The sequence below is a fragment of the Candidatus Pantoea persica genome, from assembly GCF_013753875.1.
Classification (GTDB): domain Bacteria; phylum Pseudomonadota; class Gammaproteobacteria; order Enterobacterales; family Enterobacteriaceae; genus Pantoea; species Pantoea persica.
Genome location: NZ_SMDS01000018.1, coordinates 285,649 through 309,073 on the forward strand (window position 1 = coordinate 285,649; position 23,425 = coordinate 309,073).

Consider the following 23,425-nt stretch of genomic DNA (forward strand, 5'->3'; position numbering starts at 1 on the left):
AAGGCCGACATCATTGTCGGCCTGTAGGTTATAGCAGTTCTTATCGCGCCGCGTTAGAGGGCGCTTTCATATAGCGAAAGAAATAGCTGTCCGGGCTGAGCACCATCACGTCCTGGTTTTCGCCGAGGCTGTTTTCATAGGCACGCAGGCTGCGAATAAAGGCGTAGAAGTCGGGATCCTGACTGAACGCGTCAGCAAACAGCTTCGCCGCCTCGGCATCGCCGTCGCCGCGCGTAATCAGCGCGGTGCGCTGCGCTTCCGCCAGCGTACGGGTCACCTGATAGTCCGCCTGGGCGCGCAGTTTTTCCGCCTCTTCCTGACCCTGCGAACGCTGGCTACGCGCTACCGCTTCACGCTCAGCGCGCATACGGTTGTAGATCGCGTCGGAGACTTCGGTCGGCAGATTGATCTGCTTGATACGCACGTCTACCACCTGGATGCCGAGCGCCGACATGCTGTTAGGGTTGATCGCCGGCTCGTTGCTGTTGGTTTCGCGCTCGACGCGCGCCGCCGCGCTGGCGATGGCGTCATCCGCCGCCGGCGTCTGCACTTCATCATCGTCGCTGCCGGCGCTGCCGGTGTTCAGCGCGTCGCGCACGTCGGTAGTCAGACGGCCGCGCGAGTCGGTAACGATATCCTTCACGTCGAGGCGGCCCATCTCGGAACGCAGACGGTCGCTGAACTTACGCTTCAGCAGCACTTCCGCCTGTGAAACGTCGCCGCCGCCTGTCGCCAGGTAGTAGCGGCTGAAGTCGCTGATGCACCACTTGATATAGGAATCGACGATCAGGTCTTTCTTCTCTTTGGTGACGAAGCGATCCGCCGGGTTGTCCATGGTCTGGATGCGGGCATCAAGCGTTTTCACCGTCTCGATGAAAGGCACCTTCATATGCAGGCCCGGCTCGAACACCTGAGGCTTGTTCTCATCATCGCGCAGAACTTTGCCAAAGCGCAGCACGATGCCGCGCTCGCCTTCCTGAACCACAAACAGTGAAGCGTAAAGCGCCACCAGTACCACAATAATGACTACGATTACGGGCTTACGCATCGATTACTCTCTCCCTTCGCGCTGGGTATCGTTGCGTAGAGCATTGGCCCGACGCTGATCCATGATGCTTTCTGTACTGTAGGCTGACGTGTCGCTGCGGCTGGCGCTGCTGCCGGGCGAAGCGGGCAGCATGGTCAGGCTGCTGTTTTTCTGGCCGCTCTGCGCCGTGCCATTTGCGCCGCGCATCAGCTGATCGAGCGGCAGTACCATCAGGTTGTTGCCGCGATCGTTTACCAGCACCTTGCGCGTATGGCTCAGCACGCGCTCCATGGTTTCGATATAGAAACGCTCTTTGGTAATGTCCGGCGCCGCCTTATATTCAGGCAGCAGCTTGGCGAAGCGCGCAACTTCACCCTGCGCTTCCAGTAAGGTGCGCTCTTTGTAGGCGCGCGCCTCTTCCAGAATACGCTGCGCCTGACCGTTGGCGCGCGGCTGCACTTCGTTGGCGTAGGCTTCCGCCTCACGCACATACTGCTCGCGATTTTCACGCGCGGCGATGGCCTCGTCGAAGGCGGCTTTCACCTCTTCCGGCGGACGCGCCGCCTGGAAGTTGACGTCCAGCAGCGTAATGCCCATGTTATACGGGCGAATAGTTTCGTCGAGTTCGCGCTGCGTATCACTACGCACCACGGTACGGCCTTCGGTCAGGATACGATCCATGGTGGAACGGCCAATCACGCCGCGCAGCGCGCTGTCGGTCGCCTGACGCAGACTGTCGTCGGCGCTGGTGACGGCAAACAGATAGCGCTCGGGATCGGTCACGCGATACTGCACGTTCATCTCTACGCGCACCACGTTCTCATCCGACGTCAGCATCACGCCCGACGCCGCCAGTTCGCGCACTGCTTCCACGTTGACGGCGCGTACCTGATCGATAAAGGTAGGTTTCCAGTTCAGGCCCGGTTCGACCAGATGGCTGAACTTGCCGAAGCGCGTGACCACGCCGCGCTCCGCCTCTTTGATTGTGTAGAACCCGTTGGCGGCCCAGATAACCACCGCCGCGACGGCGACGATGCCAACCAGTTTGCTGCCGCTGCCGCTGCCGCTGCCGCTGCCGCTGCGCTGACCACTGTCACCCAGTTTACCACCACCCAGTCCGCCGAGCTTTTTGCTCAGCTTACGGAAGATATCATCCAGATCCGGCGGCCCCTGCTCGCGTCCGCCTTTGTTTCCCCCAGAGTTGCCGCCTTGATTATTGCTGCTTCCCCACGGGTCGCGGTCCTGTCCGTTATTACCGGGCTGATTCCACGCCATGTTCTACTCCATTTATTTATTGTAAGTGTGCTGTTTACCCTGCAGCTTGCAGGCTGTAGCGGTGTGGGCTGCCTTCGCTCGTGTCGGCTGCTTGCCGGCAGGCGCGCCGACGCCGCTTCACTACGCCAGAAATTTTCAGGTAAATCCTGCCGTTCGGGGCGATAGCTTTGCCGGCCGCCTTCGTTCATTCTGGCCATCAGCCTGAGAAACATCCCAGAAAACGGCAGCCGCCTGCTAAGACCATACACGTTATTGCGTAAGGACGTTTAGGCAACGTGTCAAACTATGTAATCAGGCAGAGCGGGTTCCTGTTTGCACAGGCGTCGCCAGTCAACCATTGGCATGTGCACCCGCAGCCCAACGCTGCCATCTTCTTCATTCCATTCATCTTCCGCAGCCTGCAGCTGATAGAAGCGGCTGCGCAAGCACCCCACCTCCGGCGGCAGACGCAGCGTAAACTGGGCGATTTCGCCCGACAGACGTTCAGAGAGCGCCTGCCACAGCAACGGAATGCCTTCGCCGCTCTGCGCCGAAAGCCAGACGCGGATCGGCATATTCTCTTCGTTGCGATCGATGCGCGGCACGAACCCGTCCAGCATATCGATTTTATTCATCACCAGCATCGACGGAATTTCGTCAGCCTCAATCTCTTCCAACATGGCGTCGACCGCTTCGATGTTTTCATTGAGGCGCAGATCGGCGGCATCGATAACGTGCAGCAGCAGCGCCGCCTGATGCGTTTCCTGCAGCGTCGCCTTAAAGGCGGCCACCAGATCGTGGGGCAGATGACGAATAAAGCCTACGGTATCCGCCAGCACCACTTCGCCGACGTCGGCGACGTTCAAGCGACTTAGCTCGAGGGTGGCGAACAGCTGATCCGCCGCATAGACGTTGGCAGAGGTTATTGCGTTGAACAGCGTTGACTTGCCGGCGTTGGTATAGCCGACCAGTGAGACGGTAGGCACATCCGCCTTGGCACGCGCCTGGCGCCCCTGCTCGCGCTGCTTCTCTACGCGCTCAAGCCGCGACAAAATTTGACTGATTCGGTTGCGCAGCAGACGACGGTCGGTTTCCAGCTGGGTTTCACCCGGGCCGCGCAGACCGATACCGCCTTTCTGGCGCTCAAGGTGCGTCCAGCCGCGCACCAGGCGGGTCGCCAGATGGCGCAGCTGTGCCAACTCGACCTGCAGTTTCCCTTCGTGGGTGCGGGCGCACAGGGCAAAAATATCAAGGATCAGACCGGTGCGGTCAATGACTCGGCATTCGCACAGGCGCTCCAGATTGCGTTCCTGCGCAGGGGTTAAGGCATGAGTGAATAAAACGACCGATGCTCTACTACTCGATTTCACCGCATCGGCAATTTCAACTGCCTTTCCTTCACCGACAAAATATTTGGGATGTGGCGCTTTACAACTGCCGGTAATAACCTGCAGCACCTCGACGCCTGCAGAAGAGACCAGGGTTTCAAATTCCTGGAGATCTTCCATCTTTTTGTCTTGGGAGAACCAGATGTGTGCCAGTACGCCCTGCTCACCGGTATCATAACGGTCAAACAAGCTATAACCTCGCTAAAAAATAGGAGACCAGGACGAAAAACGGTTTGCGTTCCCGACCCTGGCTTATACGGGTAGCGCGTTATTTCGCGTTATCGCTGTCTTGTTGCAGCTGCGACTGTGCAGAAGCGTGATGGTAGTTATTACTGCCGCTACCAGCATTGTTGCTGTGATGAGAAACCGGACGTGATGGAACTACAGTGGAAATGGCGTGTTTGTAAACCATCTGGCTTACCGTGTTCTTCAACAAAATCACGAATTGATCGAAAGACTCAATTTGTCCTTGCAGCTTAATACCGTTGACCAAATAAATTGAAACCGGAACACGTTCACGACGCAGTGCGTTCAGAAACGGGTCTTGTAATGATTGCCCCTTAGCCATTCTATCTTTTCCTTTATATGCTTGTTGTTTATTACTTATAGAACCGAAGTCCTGAAAAAAAACTGCGTAAAAATTTGCGCACGATAACCTGTCAATTGTACACAATCACCCATGCTTCGCACTAAGAACCTGAAGCACCTCATCACACGCCAGTTCTGGGTTGTCGCTGTCTAGCCAGCGGACATTTTCCCAGCCGCGTAACCAGGTCATCTGGCGTTTAGCAAGCTGCCGGGTTGCGCAAATTCCCCGATAAACCATTTCGTCATAGTCAATTTCGCCAGCTAAATATGACCACATCTGGCGATAGCCGACACAGCGAATGGAAGACATATCCGTATGCAAATCACCTCGTGCAAACAGGGCCCGAGCCTCCGCTTCAAATCCTGACGCCAGTATCTGCTGAAAGCGTAAAGCGATGCGCTGATGCAACAGTTCTCGTTTCGCGGGGGCGATTGCGAACTGATATACATCGTAGGGTAACGCTTCACCGGATGTTTTTTTCAGTTCCGTTAAAGTTTTACCCGAAATAAAAAAAACTTCCAGTGCTCGCGAAAGTCTCTGCGGATCATTCGGATGAATACGACTCCCGGCGACCGGATCGATTTCGCACAGCTGTCGATGCAGGGCATCCCAGCCTTTTTCCCGCGCCGTTTGCTCTATCTGCTGGCGCACCGCGGAATCGGCCGAGGGCAGCGGCGATAAGCCCTCCAGTAACGCTTTGAAATAGAGCATGGTTCCGCCCACCAGCAGCGGAATTCGCCCGTTCGCCACGATCTCCGCCATCGCGGCCAGCGCATCGCGGCGAAAATCGGCGGCGGAGTAGGTTTCCGCGGGATCGCGAATATCCAGCAGGCGATGGGGCGCCTGCGCCCGCTCTTCAGCCGTGGGCTTCGCCGTGCCGATATCCATGCCACGATAAACTAAGGCAGAGTCAACGCTGATTAGTTCCACCGGCAACTGCTCTCTTAGCGCAATCGCCAGTGCGGTTTTGCCCGAGGCGGTCGGACCCATTAAAAAAATAGCCTTCGGTCGGCCAGCCTGGTTCTGTTCACTCATGCTTCAATGCGGCAAGCGCGCTCTCAATCTCAATGGCCTGAATCAGGCCAGACGGTGGCGATTTCAACAGCTGCGGACAGAGCCGTTCAAGCTCCGCCAGCAGGGCAATCGCCTGGGAGTGATTCCAGTGAAGCGCCTCGGTTTCGCACCGCTGCGCCAGCCACTGCGCCAGCTTCGGCGCGTCACTCTCTGGCTGTTGGGCGAGATAGCCTAGCAGTTCTGGAATCAATATTTGTAAATTTTGCGTGCGTAAGGGTAAAGGCAACGCGCGCAGCGTCACATGGTAGCCTTCTGGCTGCAGATCGATGCCCATCATGGCAAGCAGGCTCTGTTTATCGGCGGAAACCTGACGCGCCGGGCGGGCGATTTTCATGCGCACCGGGATTAGCAGCGGCTGCGGCTTCAGTCCCTCTTCGCCCGGCTGCAGCTGCGCGTAACGCACCCAGCGCGCAGCCACCGGCAGCGAGAGCAGCTGCAGCATTGACGGCTGCTCCAGCAGCGCATAGCGCTCTCTCACCACCGTCAGCACGCGGCCGAAGCTTTGCGCATGCGACGCCAGCGGCGGCGCGGCGGGCGCGTCGGCCTCGGCACGCGCGATAGGCGCAGCGGACGTCGGCGTTTTTAACAGCTGCTGATAGACAGCCCCTTCCCGCTTGCTGTAGTCATTCTCTTTCTTCTGCCATGCGCCGCCGCTGTGGCTGCCGCCGCGGCTATCTTGGCCACCGCGGCTGCGGCTGACATCGCCGCCATGGCCGCCGCCTTCGTTGCGGCGCGGCGCGGCAGGCTGGGAAAAATGGTTCCCGCCCGCCGCCTGGCGGTTTTCCGGCTGCCAGCGCGGCGCGGGCTCCTCCTCCGCGGCGAGCGGCAGGGTCGGCGCGCTGCTGGCCTGCAGCACGCTCATTACGCCCTGAAAGATAAAGTCGTGCACCAGCCGCGACTGATGGAATCGCACCTCGTGCTTGGCGGGATGCACGTTGACGTCCACCTGATGCGGATCTATCTCCAGATAGAGCACATAGGCGGGCTGCTGATCGTCCTGCAGCTGGGTCTGAAACGCCTGGCGTATCGCATGGTTGATCAGCTTGTCGCGCATCATGCGGCCGTTCACATAGCAATACTGGATATCGCTGAGCTGCCGCGAGCCAGCCGGATCCGCCACCCAGCCGCGCAGTAGCAGCTCGCCATGCTGCCAGTCGATGCGCAGCGCATGCTGCATAAAGGTAGCGCTGCAAATCGCGCCCAGCCGCCGCTCCCGCTGCGCCTCGTCGCTGACCGCGCGGTACTGGCGCATCAGCTTGCCGTTGTGGCTAAGGGAGATGGCCACGTCGAAGCGCGCCAGAGCGATACGGCGGATCACTTCGTCGATATGGCCGAACTCGGTTTTTTCGGTGCGCATGAATTTACGGCGCGCGGGCGTGTTGTAAAACAGATCCAGCACTTCCAGCGTGGTGCCGCAGGGATGGGCGGCAGGTTTGACCGTCACCTCCATATCGCGGCCCTCCGCATAGGCCTGCCAGGCTTCGCTCTGCGCCTGAGTACGCGAGGTCAGCGTCAGGCGCGAGACCGAGCTGATGCTGGCCAGCGCCTCGCCGCGGAAGCCGAGGCTCATGATGGCTTCCAGATCGTCGAGCGAGGCGATTTTGCTGGTGGCGTGGCGCGCCAGCGCCATCGCCAATTCCTCTTTGCTGATGCCGCAGCCGTTGTCGCGAATGCGAATCAGCTTCGCGCCTCCCTTCTCGATATCGATATCGATGCGCGTCGCGCCAGCGTCGAGACTGTTTTCCACCAGCTCTTTTACCACCGATGCGGGACGCTCGACGACTTCGCCCGCCGCGATCTGATTGGCCAGCTGCGGCGGTAAAATTTGTATTGGCATGGTGCGTATCCTTGTAGAGCCTGGCCGGGCTGGCCGTCAGGAGGCGGGAATTTTCAGGGGTTGCCCCAACATCACGTTCGAGGACTTCATATTGTTTGCCTAGATGATGGCCTGCGGGCTGACGCCGTAATGGGCGGCGATGGCCGTCAGCGAGTCGCAGCGCACCACTTTGTGCCGCACCGGCGCGTGCACCGCCACGCTATTGCTGGCCGGCACCTTCAGGCGCTGCCCCTCCCAGACCACATCGCGCTTGAGCCGGTTCATCTCGCGCAGCGTCGCCATGCTAACGCCATATTTCGCGGCGACGCCGGAAAGCGTTTCGCCGCGCGTCACGGTATGCCGCTGCACTGCACCAATGTACTGCGTGGTGCCGGTCGCTGGATTACTGGCGACGCTCACCGTCGGCGATGAGCCGAGCGGACGATTTTCCTCCTTTGGGACCGATTGTAGCGGGTGCGCCAGGAAATAATTGCGCAGGCCCTTATAGATGGCCGAGGCAATTTTATCCTGATAAGCGCTACTGCCGAGCAGTCGCTCCTCCGAGGTATTACTGATGAAGCCGGTTTCCACCAACAGCGAGGGGATATCCGGCGAACGCAGCGCGCCAAGGCTGGCGTGCTCCGGCAGTCGCTTGTGCAGCGGCGATACGCCGCGCAACTGTTGCAAGACTTTTACCGCCACGTCGTAGCCGACGCGCTGCGAATGGCCAAACTGCAAATCCAGCACCGCCTGGCTCAGGTAGGGATCGGCTTGGCTGTTCGCCAGCAGATCCCCTGCGCCGCCCAGCAGTTCGGACTGCTTCTCGCGCTGCTCCAGCCAGTTCGCCATTTCGCTGTTGGCGCGCCGGTTCGACAGCACCCACACCGAGGCGCCGGTGGCGCTGTGGCTCGGCGCCGAGTCGGCGTGGATAGAGACCAGCAGGTTGGCGTTCTCTTTGCGCGCCACCTCGGAACGGCCCATTACCGAAATAAAATAGTCACCGTCGCGCGTCAGCACCCCTTTGAACATCGGATCGTTGTTCAGCAGTACCTTGAGCTTGCGCGCGATAGCGATAGTGACGTTCTTTTCACGCAGGCCGCGCTGACCGATAGCGCCGGGATCCTGGCCGCCGTGACCGGCATCAATCGCCACAATCACCGTGTCGTTGCTGGTAGGCACTGCATTGCCCGGGCGCGTCGTGGTATTGGTATTGCTGACCGCCGTTACCTGCCTGGCGTTGAAGGGGTTAGCGGCTGGGCGGCTCGGCGCCGTTGTCGCTGTTGTCGCTGTTGAAACCGGCGCGGCGCGCGTAGCGGGCTGTCGGCCCTGAATGGTAAACACCACGTTATAGCTACTGCCGTTGCGCTGTGTCGTCGCGCGGGTTTTGCCCGGCTGCGTCAGCTCGAACACCAGCCGGATGCTCTGTTTGTCTTTTGGAGTGCTGGTGCGGATGCGCTTGACGATGTTGTCACCGCTGAAGTTCAGTGGCAGGCCCTGAATCACGCCGCTCTGGCGAAGAATATCCAGCACCACGCGATCAGAATTGCGCAGCGGAAAATAGCCGTAGACCGGCTGTCCGGCGAAGCTCAGCGTCACCGTCGCCCGGCTGTCGCCGTTTTCTATCTTGATGTCCGACAGGCTGGCCGCCAGCGCGGGCGCGGTAGCCAGGTACAACAACAGCAGCAGTGCGCTTTTCATCCGTGCGATCATGCCTGCGCCACCTGCTCGGTCAGCTGTTCGCCCAGCGCAGAGCGCGCTTCCAGCCTCGCTTCGCGCGCGGCGCCGACATAGCTCAGCGTCAGGGCCAGATCGGGCGGCGGCAGCACGCCGGCGCCCTGCTGCGGCCACTCCACCAGGCAGATTGCCTCACCAGTGAAATAGTCGCGGATGCCCATGAATTCCAGCTCTTCCGAATCGGCCAGACGATAGAGATCGAAGTGGTAAAGCGCGCGTTCGCCAAGGGTATAAGGCTCGACCAGCGTATAGGTCGGGCTTTTGACGTTGCCCTGGTGGCCAAGCGCCTGCAGAAAGCCGCGGCTAAAGGTGGTTTTACCCGCGCCTAAGTCGCCATAGAGATAGATTACCGCCGTGCCGGTACAGGCGCGGGCCAGCTGAGCACCCAGATTGAGGATTGCCGCCTCATCGGGCAAGGAAATAACACAGGTCTTCATGCTTTATTATTGGGTCATCTCTGGATTAACAAACTGCCACAGCAGCTCGAATAAATCTGTTGCCAACATGCCGCGCGCGCCGCGCCGTGCGCTACGCAGCCTGCACAGGCCGCGTCGAACAGCGCCAGCTGCTGCCCCATCATCGAGGCGATAATACCACTCAATACGTCGCCCATTCCGCCGGACGCCATGCCCACATTGCCGACGTCGGCAAAGGCCATCTCGCCCTGCTCGCTGGCGATAATGGTGCCGGCGCCCTTCAATACCATGACGCCGCCGTAGCGCGCCGCCAGCGACTGCGCGGCATGCAAGCGATCGCGCTCGACGTCGCCGGTTTTCACGCCCAGCAGCCGCGCTGCTTCGCCGGGATGCGGCGTAATGATGCGATTCTGACGTTTCTGCGCATTGATTGCCAGCAGGTTAAGCGCATCCGCGTCCCAAAGCATCGGCTTTTCGCTGACCGCAACCGCTTTTAACGAATTTTGCCCCACTCTCGCTGACCCAGCCCAGGACCGATGGCGATCACATCCGCCCACTCCAGCCCCTTTGTCAGGCTGTCGTCGGTCAGCTCATCCACCATGATTTCCGGGCGCGCCGTCAGGATGGGCGCAATATTATCGCGATGCGTCAGCACGCGCACCAGACCCCGCGCGCAGCGCCGCCTCCGCCGTCATGCGGATGGCGCCGGCGGTGCCGGTGTCGCCGCCGACCACCAGCAGACGTCCGTGGTTGCCCTTGTGCGAGGTCGGCTTGCGCGGCTTCAGCCAGCGCGTTAGCGATGAGGCGTCAAAGCGCGCCATCGGGGCCTCTTCGCCCGTCAGGAAAGGGGCCAGGCCAAGATCGGCGTAGCGCAGCCTGCCGATCAGGTCGCGCGCTTTGCCGGTGATCTGTCCCGGCTTGAGCGCGACAAAACTCAGCGTCTGCGCGGCATCAATCGCCTCGCCCGGCACGCTGCCATTTGCCGCCGACAGGCCTGAGGGCATATCGAGCGCCAGCACCGGCGCAGCGTGCGTGTTCGCCTGTTTGATCAGCGCGGCGTAAGCGCCGGTCGGCGCGCGGTTGATGCCGGTGCCGAGCAACGCGTCTACGATCACGTCGACCTGCTCCGGCCAGGGGGCGTCAGGCGCATAGATTTCGCCGCCTGCTTCCAGCCAGGCGTCGCGCGCGCGCTGCGCCTCTTCCGGCAGCGGCTTCTCTCCTTCGCACGCCAGCAGCGTCGTCTCGATGCCTGCCGCCTGCGCCAGCCGCGCCACCACATAGCCGTCACCGCCGTTGTTGCCATGGCCGCAGAGGATCAGCCAGTGCTGCGCCTGTGGCCACTGCTGCTGTGCAGCGCGAAGGCCGCCTGCCCGGCGCGCTGCATCAGCTCGTAGAGCGTAATGCCGAGCGCGTCGGCGCCTTCGCGCTCCAGCTGCCGCAGAGCCTGCGCAGGCCAGACGGAATATGGTAAACGGCGGCCGTCCGCATTTGATTCCTGGTTACTCATGTCATACCCTCTCGATCTTCATCAGCTTGCCCAACAGATTAAACAGTGGGGCAAGGATCTCGGTTTTCAGCAGGTCGGTATTACCGACACAGATCTCAGCGCGGAAGAGCCGCGCCTGCAGGCGTGGCTGGACAAGCAGTATCACGGCGAAATGGAGTGGATAGCGCGACACGGCATGATGCGCGCCCGTCCGCATGAACTGCTGCACGGCACGCTGCGCGTGATCAGCGTGCGCATGAACTACCTTCCGGCAAAAGCCGCCTTCGCCAGTACGCTGAAAAATCCGCAGCTCGACTATGTCAGCCGCTACGCTCTGGGCCGTGATTACCACAAAGTATTGCGCAATCGCCTGAAAAAGCTCGGAGAAATGATTCAGGAACGCTGCGGAGAGCTGAATTTTCGCCCCTTCGTCGACTCTGCGCCGGTGCTGGAGCGTCCGCTGGCGGCGAAGGCCGGGCTGGGCTGGACCGGTAAACATTCGCTGATCCTGAATCGCGAAGCGGGCTCGTGGTTTTTTCTCGGCGAGCTGCTGCTCGACCTGCCGCTGCCGATCGATACGCCGCAGGGAAGAGCAGTGCGGCCGCTGTGTCGCCTGTATGACCATCTGCCCGACCAATGCCATCGTCGAGCCCTACGTGGTCGACGCCCGCCACTGCATCTCCTATCTCACCATCGAACAGGAAGGCGCCATCCCTGAAGCGCTGCGGCCGCTGATAGGCAATCGCATCTACGGCTGCGACGACTGCCAGCTGATCTGTCCGTGGAACCGCTATGGACAACTTAGCGACGAAAGCGATTTTGCGCCGCGCGCCGCGCTGCACATGCTTGAGCTTATAGCCCTGTTTCAGTGGAATGAGAAAACCTTTTTACGGGTGACGGAAGGCTCGGCGATACGCCGCATCGGCCATCTGCGCTGGCTGCGATGTAGCCGTCGCGCTGGGCAACGCGCCCTAGCGCGCGGAAATCGTCGATGTGCTGGAGAAGCGGCTGGGGGAAAACGCGCTGCTTGATGAGCATATCGCGTGGGCGCTGAGTCAGCAGCGGGGAAAATGCTAGGCGCTGGCGATTGACGTGCAGCCTACGTAGCAAAAGCGGCTGGTGCGCGCCGTCGAGAAGGGATTGCCGCGTGATGCATAATTGATCAATGCGGCGCGCTGATAACTTTTCCACACGTTGTGCATAAAATTAAAAAGCCGTTGTCATTCAACTGACACAGGGAGGCAAAGACGAAATTCTAACAAAATGAAATGTTATTATCTTATTAAAATTTAATGCTTTACATAAAAATATGTACAAATGATAACATGGACAGACGCAGAACGGCGCAGTAATCTTGTGGATAACTCTGTTAAAAATAGTTTTACAGATCGCCGGAAACGGCGTCAAAGTGCGGCTGGCATGCTGTGGATACCCCAATAAGCGTAGAGTAGCCCGATGACCGGAAAGAGTCATACGCTAAGCGTATGATTTTCTATGATGTGAAAATTTGGAGCGGGAAACGAGACTCGAACTCGCGACCCCGACCTTGGCAAGGTCGTGCTCTACCAACTGAGCTATTCCCGCGCCCTGTACCACTACATAAATTCCTCATTGGTACGATGGTATTTATTATACGAGAATTTTTTGCCGCTGCAAGAGCCTGAAAGCAAAATTTTGCGATTTCGATTCGTTTGCCGATTAAAGCAGCAACACGCTGTTTTCCTGCGCACCTTTCACCGCTAATCACCGCTAAAGCTGCAAAAAGTGCTCGCGGTAGTATGCCAGCTCGGCGACGGATTCGCGAATATCATCCAGCGCCTGATGCGTGCCCGCTTTTTTAAAGCCTGGCAGAATATCCGGCTTCCAGCGACGCGCCAGCTCTTTCAACGTGCTGACGTCAAGATAGCGATAGTGGAAATAGGTTTCCAGCTCCGGCATGTATTTGAACAGGAAGCGGCGATCCTGACCGATGCTGTTGCCGCAAATCGGTGAGCTGCTAGCAGGCACCCACTGCTTTAAAAACGCCAGCGTCGCCAGCTCGGCGGCGCGATCGTCAAATTCGCTGGCCTTGACGCGTTCCACCAAGCCGCTGGCGGTATGAGTGCGCACGTTCCAGTCGTCCATCAGCGCCAGCTGCGCGTCGGACTGGCGTACCGCCATCACCGGCCCTTCCGCCAGAATATTCAGGTTCGCGTCGGTCACCAGCGTGGCGATCTCAATAATGCGGTCGCGCTCTGGATCCAGCCCGGTCATCTCCAGATCGATCCAAATCAGATTGTTTTCATTTCCTGTTGCCATGCTGTTTCCCGCCGTAGCCGTAGTCGTCATCGATAGTGAATAAAGTGTATCATAGACGTTTTGCCCGGCAGGGCGAAGTGTGGCCAACTCCTGAGAGGATGTGTGAGCAAAAATAAACTGTCGAAAGGTCAACAACGTCGCGTCAGCGCCAACCATCAGCGTCGTCTGAAACAGCGTGAAGTGCCGGAAGCTGACGACAACCTGTTTGGTGAAGCGGCGGAAGGCGTGGTGATCAGCCGCTTCGGCATGCATGCAGACGTCGAGGCGAGCGCAGGCGACGTGCACCGCTGCAATATCCGCCGCACCATCCGTTCGCTGGTCACCGGCGACCGCGTGGTCTGTCGGCCGACGCTAAGCGGTGGCAAGGGCATCGTCGAAGCGGTGCACGAGCGCAGCAGCGTATTGACGCGCCCCGACTACTACGACGGCCTGAAGCCAATCGCCGCCAATATCGATCAGATCATTATCGTGTCGGCGATTTTGCCCGAGCTGTCGCTGAATATCATCGATCGCTATCTGGTGGCGAGCGAGACCTTAGGTATCGAGCCGCTGCTGGTGCTGAACAAAACCGATCTACTGGATGAGCCGGCGCACACCTTCGTTGAGGAGCAGATGGATATCTACCGCCGTATCGGCTATCGCGTGCTGATGGTCTCCAGCCACACCAAAGCGGGCCTGGCGGAGCTAAAAGCGGCCCTGACCGATCGCATCAGCGTCTTTGCCGGTCAGTCCGGCATCGGCAAATCGAGCCTGCTTAATGCCCTGCTCGGCCTCGACGCGGCGGCGGAAACCGCCATCCTGACCAACGGCGTGTCCGGGCTGGGCCAGCACACCACCACCGCGTCGCGCCTCTATCACTTTCCTCACGGCGGCGACGTGATCGATTCGCCGGGCGTGCGCGAGTTTGGTTTATGGCACCTGGAACCGGAACAAATCACGCGCGGATTTGTCGAATTTCGTGAATTTCTGGGCGGTTGTAAGTTCCGCGACTGTAAGCATGGCAACAATCCCGGCTGCGCCATTCGCGCCGCCGTCGAAGCGGGCCAGATAGATGTTTCGCGCTTTGACAACTATCACCGTATTTTAGAAAGCATGGCGCAGGTGAAAACGCGCAAGAATTTCTCTGACGGTGACGCCTGATCCCTGCTGCGAGCCAGCCGATTTCGCTGTACGCCGCAGCGCAACGGGGAAATTCGCCATCTGACCGGGGCGCAGCTATCATGCGCCCCCCCCCTTTTGATTGACGCGAAATTAAGCCAGGAGGCTAAGGTGTTTGATCGTATAAAACTCGGCCTGAATCATGTACTGCCGAAAAAATGGCTGACCGAACTCGCCGGCTGGGGAGCCAGCCGCCGCCGCGGCTGGTTGACCAAACTGGTGATCGATCTCTTTGTCTGGTTCTACAAAGTCGATATGGCGGAGGCGCGCAAGCCCGACACCGCCAGCTACCGCACCTTTAACGACTTCTTCGTTCGCCCGCTGAAAGATGATGCGCGTCCGATCGATCCCGACGCCAACCTGATTGTGCAGCCTGCCGATGGCGCCATCAGCCAGCTTGGTCGCATCGACGGCAATCAGATCTTTCAGGCGAAGGGTCACCACTACACGCTGGAGGCGCTGCTGGCAGGCCAGCAAGAGATGGCGGCGCGCTTCCGCGATGGCGACTTTGTCACCACCTATCTGGCGCCGCGCGACTACCACCGCGTGCATATGCCGTACAACGGCATTCTGCGCGAGATGATCTACGTGCCGGGCGATCTCTATTCCGTCAATCCGCTGACGGCGCGCAATATCCCGAACCTGTTTGCGCGCAACGAGCGCGTGATCTGCTATTTCGATACCGATATCGGTCCGATGGTACAGATTCTGGTCGGCGCCACCATCGTCGGCAGTATCGAAACCAGCTGGGCTGGCACCATTACGCCGCCGCGCGAAGGTGTGATTAAGCGCTGGCACTATCCGGCCGCGGAAGATGAAGGCGCGGTTGTGCTGCTGAAGGGCCAGGAGATGGGCCGCTTCAAGCTCGGCTCCACGGTTATCAACCTCTTCGCACCGGGACGCGTCAAGCTGGCGGAGAGCCTGGAAGCGGAAAGCAAGACCCGTCTGGGTCAGCCGCTGGCCATCGTGCTGCCGCCGTCCGCTCCCGTCGATATCATCGCCGACTAATCCCTAAGAGTGTGCTGTGCGATCCTTTCTCTTCCTGATGCTGAGCCTCTGGCTCAGCACCTCAGCACTGGCGGCCACGGTGCCAGAGACCAGCCAACTTAAACAGGCGTTGGAGGAAGCGAAAGCAGCAAAAACCTCACCTGCCCAGGCTGAACAGGTGCAATCCCTCGAAGCCGCCCTAAACACCCTTTCCGAACGCGATGCGTCGCTGACGCGCGCAGAGGCAGAGCAGTATCAGCAGGTTATCGACAATTTTCCCCGCCTGGTGCGCGAGCTGCGCCAGCAGATCGCTTCGCTGGACGACGGCGGCAAAAGCGTGCGCGGCGCCATGAGCAGCGCTCAGCTCAATCAGGAGATTCTGCAGGTCAGCAGCCAGCTGCTGGAAGAGGGCCGTCAGGCGCATCAGGAACAGGATTGCGCCCGCGAGATCAGCGATTTGCTCTCGCAGCTGCCGCAGCAGCAGACCGACACGCGTCGCGCCATGAATGAAAGCGACCGCCGTCTGCAAAACGGCGCTGCCGCCTCGCCGTGGGCGCAGCAGGCGGAGAACGCGCTGAACAAAGCGCGCGTCGATGCACTCGAGCTGGAGCAGCTCTCCGCCAATAACCGTCAGGAGCTGGCGCACACCGAGCAGCTGGCGGAAAACAGCGGCGATCTGCCGCCCGCCATCAGCGATCAGTTTCGCGTCAACCGCGACCTCTCCAGCGCACTGAATCAGCAGGCGCAGCGCATGGATCTGGTGGCCTCTCAGCAGTGGCTGGCGACCAACCAAATTATTCAGGTGCGTCAGGCGTTATGCACACTGCACGAACAAGTCGCAGTGGCTGGGCGCCTCCAATCTGCTCAGTGAAGCGCTGCGCCCCAGGTGGCGCGCCTGCCTGAGATGCCCAAATCGCAGCAAATCGACAATGAGATGGCGCAGCTGCGCGTGCAGCGCCTGCGCTATGAAGATCTGCAGCAGCAGCAGTAGGTGCTGCGCAAAGCGCACCAGCCCGACGGCCAGCCCTTTACCGCGGAACAGCGGCGCATTCTTGATGCGCAGTTGAAAACCCAGCGCGAGCTGCTCAACTCGCTGATCTCCGGCTGCGACACGCTGATCCTCGAAATTACCAAGCTCAAGGTGGCCAATACCCAGCTGCAGGATGCGCTGACCGATGTCAAAGACGCCACCCACCGCTATCTCTTCTGGATGGCGGATATCAGCCCGATCGGCCTGAGCTATCCGGTCGAAGTGGCGCGCGATCTCTCGCGCCTGCTGTCGTTCTATACCCTCAGCCAGCTGGGCAAAGCGCTGGCGATGATGGTCACTAGCCGCGAAACGGTGCTGCTGATGGTCGGCGCGCTGCTGCTGGTTGGCTTCAGCATCCGCACGCGCCGCCACTTCAACACGTTCCGCGTTCGGCGAGCAAAGTGGGCAAGGTGACCTAGGATCGCTTCCGCCTGACGCTGCGCACCGTTTTCTGGTCAATCCTGGTGGCGCTGCCGGTGCTGTGGGCCGCGATCGGCTTCGGCCTGCAGCACGCCTGGCCCTACCCGATCGCCGTGGCGTTCGGCAACGGCATTACCGCGACGCTGTCGCTGCTGTGGGCCTTTATGATCAGCGCCGCCTTCGCCCGGCCTAACGGGCTTTTTGTGGTGCACTCCCGCTGGCCGCAGCGGCGTGTCGCGCGCGCCATGCGCTACTACTTGCTGACTATCGGCCTGATTGTGCCGCTGATCATGCTGCTGATCGCCTTCGCTAATAAGGAGGATCGGTCGACTCTGCTTTATTCTAATCTGCGGCGCGCGCTCTATCGTGATCGTTAGCCTGAAGCGCGCCGGCATCCCACTCTATCTCGATAAAGAGGGTAACGGCGACAATCTGGTGAGTCGCGTGCTGTGGAACCTGATGATCGCCATTCCGCTGGCGGCCGCCCTCGCCTCGACCATCGGCTATCTGGCAACCGCGCAGGCGCGGCTGGAAACCTCCATCGCCATCTGGTTCCTGCTGCTGGTGATTTACCACATTATCCGCTGCTGGATGCTGATCCAGCGGCGCCGCATCGCCTTCGACCGCGCCCGTCAGCGGCACGCCGATATGCTGGCGAACCGCGCGCGCAACGAGGAGGAGGAAGAGGCAGGCGCCGCCAACGCCGAGCCGGATGTGGAGGAGCCGATTATCGATCTGGACGCCATCAGCGCCCAGTCGCTGCGGCTGGTGTGCTCGATTTTGACCCTGCTGGCGCTGGTGTCGGTGATTGTGCTCTGGTCGGAGATTCACTCCGCGTTCGGCTTCCTAGAAAATATCCGCCTGTGGGACGTCAGCACCACGGTACAGGGCGTCGAGAGCATGCAGCCGATTACGCTGGGCTCGGTATTTATCGCCATTCTAGTGCTGATTATTACCACGCAGCTGGTGCTGCTGCAGCACCTAAGCCTGACGCCGGCACCGGCTACGCCATTACCACGCTGACCAAATATGTGCTGATGCTGGTGGGCGGCCTGATCGGCTTCTTGATGACTGGCATTGAGTGGTCGAAGCTGAAGTGGCTGGTCGCCGCGCTCAGCGTCGGGCTTGGTTTCGGCCTGCAGGAGATTTTCGCCAACTTTATTTCCGGCCTGATTATCCTGTTCGAAAAACCGATTCGCATCGGCGACACCGTGACCATCCGCGATCTCACCGGCAGCATTACGCGCATCAACACGCGCGCCACCACCATCGTCGACTGGGCCTGCAAAGAGATCATCGTGCCGAACAAGGCCTTTATCACCGAGCAGTTCGTTAACTGGTCGCTCTCTGACTCGGTGACGCGCGTCGTGCTGACCATTCCTGCGCCCGCGCACGTCAACAGCGAAGAGATCACCACGGTGCTGCGGCAGGCGTGCGAACGCTGTAGCTATGTGCTGGATATGCCTGCGCCGGAGGTGTTCCTGGTGGATCTGCAGCAGGGTATTCAGCTGTTCGAACTGCGCATCCACGCGGCCGAAATGGGCCACAGCATACCGCTGCGTCATGAGCTGCACCAGCTGATCCTGAAAGGCTTCGCCGAGCACGGCATGGAGATGCCCTTCCCGCCTTTCCAAGTGCGCATGAAGACGCTGGGCAAGAAAGCGCCCGCCAGCAACGGCACGCCCGCGTCGCGCACCTTTAAGTCCGGCGGCATATAGAAAAAAGCACCCCCGGCGAGTCGGGCGTGCTTATCCTGCGGTGACGGCCTTAGCCCTTCACAAACGCTTCGCCCTGGACAATATCTTTACGCAGCGTCTCCAGCATGCCGTCCAGCGCCTGCTGTTCAAACGCGCTGAGCGTGCCTACAGGGCGCCGCTCGGCTACGCCGTTTTTGCCCAGCAGTAGCGGCTGCGAGAAGAAGCGGGCATGCTCGCCGTCGCCCTCGACGTAGGCGCACTCGACCACATTGGCTTCGCCCTGCATGGCGTGCACCAGCGACAGGCCGAAGCGCGCCGCAGCCTGCCCCATCGACAGCGTGGCGGAGCCGCCGCCCGCTTTCGCCTCCACCACCTCGGTGCCGGCGTTCTGAATGCGTTTAGTAAGGCTGGCCACCTCATCGTCGCTGAAGCTGACGCCCGCGACCTGCGACAGCAGCGGCAGAATGGTGACGCCGGAATGGCCGCCGATAACCGGCACCTCAATCTCTTCGGGCTGCTTGCCTTTCAGTTCGGCGACAAAGGTGTTGGCGCGGATGATGTCGAGTGTGGTCACGCCGAACAGCCGGTTTTTGTCATAAACGCCATGCTTTTTCAGCACGTTGGCGGCGATAGCGACCGTGGTATTGACCGGATTGGTGATAATGCCGATCAGCGTGTCAGGCGCAGTTTGCGCCACCTGATCAATCAGGTTGCGCACGATGCCCGCATTAACGTTAAACAGATCGGCGCGGTCCATGCCCGGCTTGCGGGCGACCCCGGCCGAGATCAGGACAATATTCGCGCCTTTGAGCGCGGGCGTCGCATCTTCGCCGCTGAAGCCTTCGACCTTTACCGCCGTTGAAATATGACTTAGATCGACCGCCACGCCAGGGGTGACCGGCGAGATGTCGTAGAGTGAGAGCGCTGAACCCGCAGGAAGCTGGGTTTTTAACAGAAGGGCAAGCGCTTGGCCGATACCGCCAGCGGCGCCAAGAACGGCAACTTTCATTCTGTACTCCTTATTAAGGTGCGGCAGAGTAGAGCCGAATTTCCATCTGTGTCCAGATCTGAATCAACTGCTCAGACGATGACAAACCCGCTGTTCATTATGCGTGCAGAAGCACTATAATCCTCCGGGTTGCTTTTTTGTCAGCACAACGGGCCTGAATGACCGGCATCGATGCCGATGGCAGATAGAGCACGACTAACTATAGTAGTAATGAGCAATAACACTTCAATAGTATAACAATTTTGCAACCTACGCTTACCCGCCCACGCAGTTTTTGGTCTGCGTGAAAATAGTTGCTATCATTGCCGCCCGCACACCGCGACGCCTGCCTGTTTTATCGACTGATTGCATAAAAATTCATTCATATGCATAGTAATTTATCTGCTGCTGGCAGGCGGCCGGCATTTTATTCTCGTATTGGTAGCTTATGCGAAACCCATCGAAACAAGACGATTTGATCAAAGCGTTTAAGGCGTTATTAAAAGAAGAGAAATTCAGTTCTCAGGGCGAGATTGTGCTGGCGCTACAGGAAGAAGGCTTCGAGAACATCAACCAGTCAAAGGTTTCCCGTATGCTGACCAAGTTCGGCGCCGTGCGCACGCGCAATGCCAAGATGGAAATGGTCTATTGCCTGCCGGCGGAACTGGGCGTACCGACCACCACCAGCCCGCTGAAAAATCTGGTGCTGGATATCGACTACAACGACGCGCTGGTGGTGATCCATACCAGCCCAGGCGCGGCGCAGCTGATTGCCCGCCTGCTCGACTCGCTGGGCAAGGCGGAAGGCATTCTGGGCACCATCGCCGGCGACGATACAATCTTTATTACGCCCGCGCGTGTTTTTACCGTGCGCCAGCTCCACGACGCAATTCTGATGCTGTTCGAGCAGGAGCTGTAAGCAGTGTTGCCTGACCGGCAGCTTGGCTGTCGGTCGCCTTTCCCCCCTGCTCTTTTTACGCCCTTATCCCGCTTGTTTTCTCTTCTTTCAGGCTGTTGGCTTATGCTTTCCGGTTCGCCCGAGCCGCGCCGATTTGGTCATGCTTTTTATTCTGCTTACCCTTTTGCGCTATTTTAAGCTGCTTTACACAACAGCATTAGCGATATTACCCAGGTCCAAATCAACATCCAGCAATTTTTATTGGTCACGTTCTCACAAAAAGTTAACTGGGCTTAACCCCATGAATTCACAGTTAATTAAAGATAACTGACGCATTTCCAATGCGTTTTTCATAACCATAAACAATAAAAATGAAGCATAAGGATAAATAATAACAACAAAATTAATTGCGGAATATTAATTTCACTCACAATTAGTTCTATACTTCTTTCTGTGATGCAAATCACACCAAACAAAATGAATGTTAAAACTACTATCGCCATTCTGAGTACTCTATCTGCCCTGTCATTTGGCGCATTTGCAGCAGAATCGGTTAACCAGCAGCAGGCGCAAAATCTTTAGCCTGTTGGCACCGTCAGCGTCAGCGGCGTTGCCGGTTCACCGACGCAGATCAATGACAAGCTTAATGCAAAAGCGGAACAGCAAGGTGCCAGCGCCGCCAGCCTGGTTTCCAATGAGCAGGCGGAAACGCTGTAGCCCCTTAACCAGACCATCAGCATCAGTGGTCACGACGGCGGTCAGACCAATATTCGTCAGGAACTGTCTCAGAAAGCCGATGCGCAGGGTGCGCCACTACCGCATTATTGAGAACAACCAAGACGACACCTATCACGTCACGGCCGAGCTGTATAAATAATTAACCGACTGGGCGCCCGTATGACGCCTGGCCCTGTCGACGACCCGCATCCCTTAACGTTACCCGCAGATTGTTGATCGTAACGAGGAGACGAACAATGAAAATCAAAGCAACCATCGCAACCGTTAGCCTGCTTTCCGCACTCGCATTTGGCGCCCAGGCGGCGCAGCTAGTGACTGGCAATCAGGCACAGAATATGCAGCCTGCGGGCACCGTCACCATCAGCAGCACCGCCGGCACGCCGATGGACTATCGCGCACAGCTGTCGCAGAAAGCTGATGAGCAAGGCGCCAGCGCCTATAAAGTGATTGAGGCGCGCACTGGCGACAACTATCACTTCACCGCTGAGCTCTATAAGTAATTCCTTGTCACCTGATGACAAACCCCTTGGCCCCGCTTGTCGGGGCCCTTTTTGCTTATTTGACGTTAAAACGGAGCTGGCCTTCCAGCTCCTCTTCTGCTTCTCTGCTTCGTCAAAAACAGGATGAGCGCGCCGTAGCGCCGTTTCTGTCCCTTACCCAGATTCACGAATTCAATTTCCAGCGGCATCGGCAGCTCTTCGCCAGTGACAGCATCCCATAGCCCGTCCAGATCGCCAATGCGGCACTCGTTCAACCCGAACCGCTCGCTGAACTGACGGAAAAAATGGGACTGGTCGACAATCTCATCAAAGTCGAAACGTTCGCTTTTCATAGTGAAGGCTCCTGTCCTTCTTGACGGACAACGCCAGCGCGCCCGCGCACTGGTGCTAATCCAGGCCGCCGAGATGCAGCGTTTTGACCTCCAAGTATTCCTCTAGGCCGAGCACCGACCCTTCCCGCCCCAGGCCAGACTCTTTAACTCCGCCGAAAGGCGCCAGCTCTGTCGATACCGCACACTCGTTGACACCGATCATGCCGCTTTCCAGCGCCGCCGAGACCCGGAAAACGCGCTGCAGGTTCTGGGTATAAAAGTAGGCCGCCAGGCCGAATTCGGTGTCGTTGGCGCACCGGATCGCCTCCGCCTCGTCAGTAAAGTGGAAACAGGCCGCCACCGGACCAAAGGTCTCTTCCTGCGCCAGCTTCATCTTTTCATTGGCGTCGGCGATCACCGTGGGCTGCCAGAAGTTGCCGCCCAGCGCGTGCCGCTCGCCGCCTGTGACGATGCGGCCCCCTTTGGCGATGGCGTCTTGGACGTGCTCTTCCACCTTATCCACGGCGGCCGCCTCAATCAGCGGCCCCACCACCACGCCCTCTTCCATGCCGTTGCCGACCTTGAGCTTTTTCACCTCATCTGCCAGCTGGTTAACAAAGCGATCGTAAACGGCGTCATGGATATAGAAGCGGTTCACGCTGACGCACACCTGGCCCGCATTGCGAAACTTATTGGCGATGGCGCCTTTCACCGCCGCATCGATATCCGCATCCTCAAAAACGATATAGGGTGCGTTGCCGCCCAGCTCCATCGACACTTTTTTCATGGTGTCCGCCGCCTTGCGTACCAGGGTTTTGCCGACCAGCGTCGAGCCGGTGAAGGAAATTTTCCGCACCGCCTTGCTGGACATAATGGCATCGCTGATGGCGTGGGTATCGCCCGCGACCGCATTCAGCACGCCGTCCGGCACGCCCGCTTTTTTCGCCAGCGCCAGCAGCGCGAAGGCACACAGCGGCGTATTGTTGGCGGGCTTGATAATGCCGGTGCAGCCAGCAGCCAGCGCCGGGCCGAGCTTGCGCGTCAGCATCGCCATCGGGAAATTCCACGGCGTAATGGCCGCCACCACGCCAATCGGCTCGCGGGTCGCCAGGATGCGCGATCCCGCTTTGGCCGGCGGAATAATCTCGCCGTTGGCGCGCTTCGCCTGCTCGGCGAACCACTGGATAAAGCTGGCGGCATACTCCACCTCGCCTTCCGCCTCTTTCAGCGGCTTGCCCTGCTCGGCGGTCATCAGCTGCGCCAGCCAAGCCTTGTTCTCAATCATCAGCTGGTACCAGTGATAGAGTATTTCGGCGCGCGCTTTCGCCGTCTGCGCGCGCCAGGCGGGAAAGGCGTGCTCCGCCGCGGCAATGGCCTGTTCGGTTTCAGCCCGGCCCGCCCGAGCGACAGCGGCCAGTACCTCGCCGGTTGCCGGATTCAACACGTCGAAGGTGGCGGCGGTGCGTCGCCATTCGCCGTCAGCCAGATAGCCGGTCTGGAAAAATTCGCTGTCGTGTAGAGAAGTTGTCATCGGTTCGCTCCTGTCAGTTTCTTTTCCTGTCAGAAAAGTATAGATGGCAAAAGCGACCGTTTTGTGGAGGGCGTGCCGCTGCGCG

14 protein-coding genes, 1 tRNA gene and 6 pseudogenes are annotated in these 23,425 nt (G+C 59.2%); 7 read left to right on the forward strand and 14 right to left on the reverse strand.

Translation table 11 applies throughout. The features are described 5' to 3' along the window. Positions 1–40 precede the first annotated feature (40 nt). The 9 genes and pseudogenes from hflC to nnr form a co-directional block, all read right to left on the reverse strand. The gene (gene hflC, locus EIO60_RS10370) at positions 41–1,048 is read right to left on the reverse strand and encodes a protease modulator HflC (protein ID WP_258576733.1); all 1,008 of its coding nucleotides are present in this window, start codon (positions 1,046–1,048) and stop codon (positions 41–43) included. Positions 1,049–1,051: 3 nt separating this feature from the next. Next, positions 1,052–2,302, reverse strand: a complete 1,251-nt coding sequence (gene hflK / locus EIO60_RS10375; protein WP_258576734.1) for an FtsH protease activity modulator HflK — start codon at positions 2,300–2,302, stop codon at positions 1,052–1,054. A 278-nt stretch (positions 2,303–2,580) separates the two neighbouring features. Further along, positions 2,581–3,858, reverse strand: coding sequence for a ribosome rescue GTPase HflX (hflX, locus tag EIO60_RS10380; RefSeq protein ID WP_258576735.1), 1,278 nt, complete (start codon positions 3,856–3,858; stop codon positions 2,581–2,583). Between the two features lie 79 nt (positions 3,859–3,937). Continuing rightward, positions 3,938–4,237 carry an RNA chaperone Hfq gene (hfq, locus tag EIO60_RS10385; protein WP_258576736.1) on the reverse strand — a complete coding sequence of 100 codons (300 nt, stop codon included), beginning with the start codon at positions 4,235–4,237 and terminating at the stop codon, positions 3,938–3,940. A gap of 105 nt (positions 4,238–4,342) precedes the next feature. Then, on the reverse strand, positions 4,343–5,293 hold the full coding sequence (gene miaA / locus EIO60_RS10390; RefSeq protein ID WP_258576737.1) for a tRNA (adenosine(37)-N6)-dimethylallyltransferase MiaA: 951 nt from the start codon (positions 5,291–5,293) through the stop codon (positions 4,343–4,345). Then, positions 5,286–7,169: a DNA mismatch repair endonuclease MutL gene (mutL, locus tag EIO60_RS10395; protein ID WP_258576738.1), complete on the reverse strand. Its 1,884-nt coding sequence runs from the start codon at positions 7,167–7,169 to the stop codon at positions 5,286–5,288. Before mutL ends, miaA begins: the two co-directional genes overlap by 8 nt. A gap of 36 nt (positions 7,170–7,205) precedes the next feature. Further along, positions 7,206–8,858, reverse strand: a pseudogene (gene amiB, locus EIO60_RS10400) (N-acetylmuramoyl-L-alanine amidase AmiB). After that, complete coding sequence (gene tsaE, locus EIO60_RS10405) at positions 8,855–9,319, reverse strand: tRNA (adenosine(37)-N6)-threonylcarbamoyltransferase complex ATPase subunit type 1 TsaE (RefSeq protein ID WP_258576739.1); 465 nt, start codon at positions 9,317–9,319, stop codon at positions 8,855–8,857. The pseudogene amiB and the gene tsaE overlap by 4 nt, the downstream one beginning before the upstream one ends. A 6-nt stretch (positions 9,320–9,325) precedes the next feature. Then, positions 9,326–10,805 (reverse strand): annotated as a pseudogene (nnr, locus tag EIO60_RS10410) (bifunctional ADP-dependent NAD(P)H-hydrate dehydratase/NAD(P)H-hydrate epimerase). Here nnr and queG point away from each other — a divergent pair. Further along, positions 10,804–11,891, forward strand: a pseudogene (queG, locus tag EIO60_RS10415) (tRNA epoxyqueuosine(34) reductase QueG). The pseudogenes nnr and queG sit on opposite strands and share 2 nt — an antisense overlap. A gap of 401 nt (positions 11,892–12,292) precedes the next feature. Here the strand turns inward: queG and EIO60_RS10420 are convergent. Continuing rightward, positions 12,293–12,368 (reverse strand) — tRNA-Gly (locus tag EIO60_RS10420). A gap of 165 nt (positions 12,369–12,533) precedes the next feature. Beyond that, a complete protein-coding gene (gene orn / locus EIO60_RS10425; protein WP_258576740.1) occupies positions 12,534–13,082 on the reverse strand; it encodes an oligoribonuclease in 549 nt (182 codons plus the stop codon). Between the two features lie 102 nt (positions 13,083–13,184). Here orn and rsgA point away from each other — a divergent pair, with 102 nt between their 5' ends. The 3 genes and pseudogenes from rsgA to mscM all read left to right on the forward strand — a co-directional run bounded on the left by rsgA (position 13,185) and on the right by mscM (position 18,395). Next, positions 13,185–14,222: a small ribosomal subunit biogenesis GTPase RsgA gene (gene rsgA / locus EIO60_RS10430; RefSeq protein WP_258576741.1), complete on the forward strand. Its 1,038-nt coding sequence runs from the start codon at positions 13,185–13,187 to the stop codon at positions 14,220–14,222. A gap of 129 nt (positions 14,223–14,351) precedes the next feature. Beyond that, on the forward strand, positions 14,352–15,248 hold the full coding sequence (asd, locus tag EIO60_RS10435; protein WP_258576742.1) for an archaetidylserine decarboxylase: 897 nt from the start codon (positions 14,352–14,354) through the stop codon (positions 15,246–15,248). Positions 15,249–15,285: 37 nt separating this feature from the next. Beyond that, positions 15,286–18,395 (forward strand): annotated as a pseudogene (gene mscM, locus EIO60_RS10440) (miniconductance mechanosensitive channel MscM). A 49-nt stretch (positions 18,396–18,444) separates the two neighbouring features. Here the strand turns inward: mscM and mdh are convergent. Then, positions 18,445–19,383: a malate dehydrogenase gene (gene mdh / locus EIO60_RS10445; protein WP_258576743.1), complete on the reverse strand. Its 939-nt coding sequence runs from the start codon at positions 19,381–19,383 to the stop codon at positions 18,445–18,447. A gap of 427 nt (positions 19,384–19,810) precedes the next feature. On the opposite strand from mdh, the gene argR reads away from it, so the two are divergent. The 3 genes and pseudogenes from argR to yhcN all read left to right on the forward strand — a co-directional run bounded on the left by argR (position 19,811) and on the right by yhcN (position 21,498). Then, positions 19,811–20,281: a transcriptional regulator ArgR gene (argR, locus tag EIO60_RS10450; protein ID WP_258576744.1), complete on the forward strand. Its 471-nt coding sequence runs from the start codon at positions 19,811–19,813 to the stop codon at positions 20,279–20,281. Between the two features lie 456 nt (positions 20,282–20,737). Further along, positions 20,738–20,977: pseudogene (locus EIO60_RS10455) on the forward strand (YdgH/BhsA/McbA-like domain containing protein). A gap of 257 nt (positions 20,978–21,234) precedes the next feature. Continuing rightward, a complete protein-coding gene (yhcN, locus tag EIO60_RS10465) occupies positions 21,235–21,498 on the forward strand; it encodes a peroxide/acid stress response protein YhcN (protein WP_258576745.1) in 264 nt (87 codons plus the stop codon). 55 nt (positions 21,499–21,553) lie between these two features. Here yhcN and EIO60_RS10470 read toward each other — a convergent pair. Both EIO60_RS10470 and EIO60_RS10475 read right to left on the reverse strand, forming a co-directional pair. Beyond that, positions 21,554–21,830 (reverse strand): annotated as a pseudogene (locus tag EIO60_RS10470) (barstar family protein). A gap of 55 nt (positions 21,831–21,885) precedes the next feature. After that, positions 21,886–23,340 (reverse strand): NAD-dependent succinate-semialdehyde dehydrogenase, encoded by a 1,455-nt coding sequence (locus EIO60_RS10475; protein ID WP_258576746.1) that lies wholly within the window; start codon positions 23,338–23,340, stop codon positions 21,886–21,888. Between the last annotated feature and the right edge of the window lie 85 nt (positions 23,341–23,425).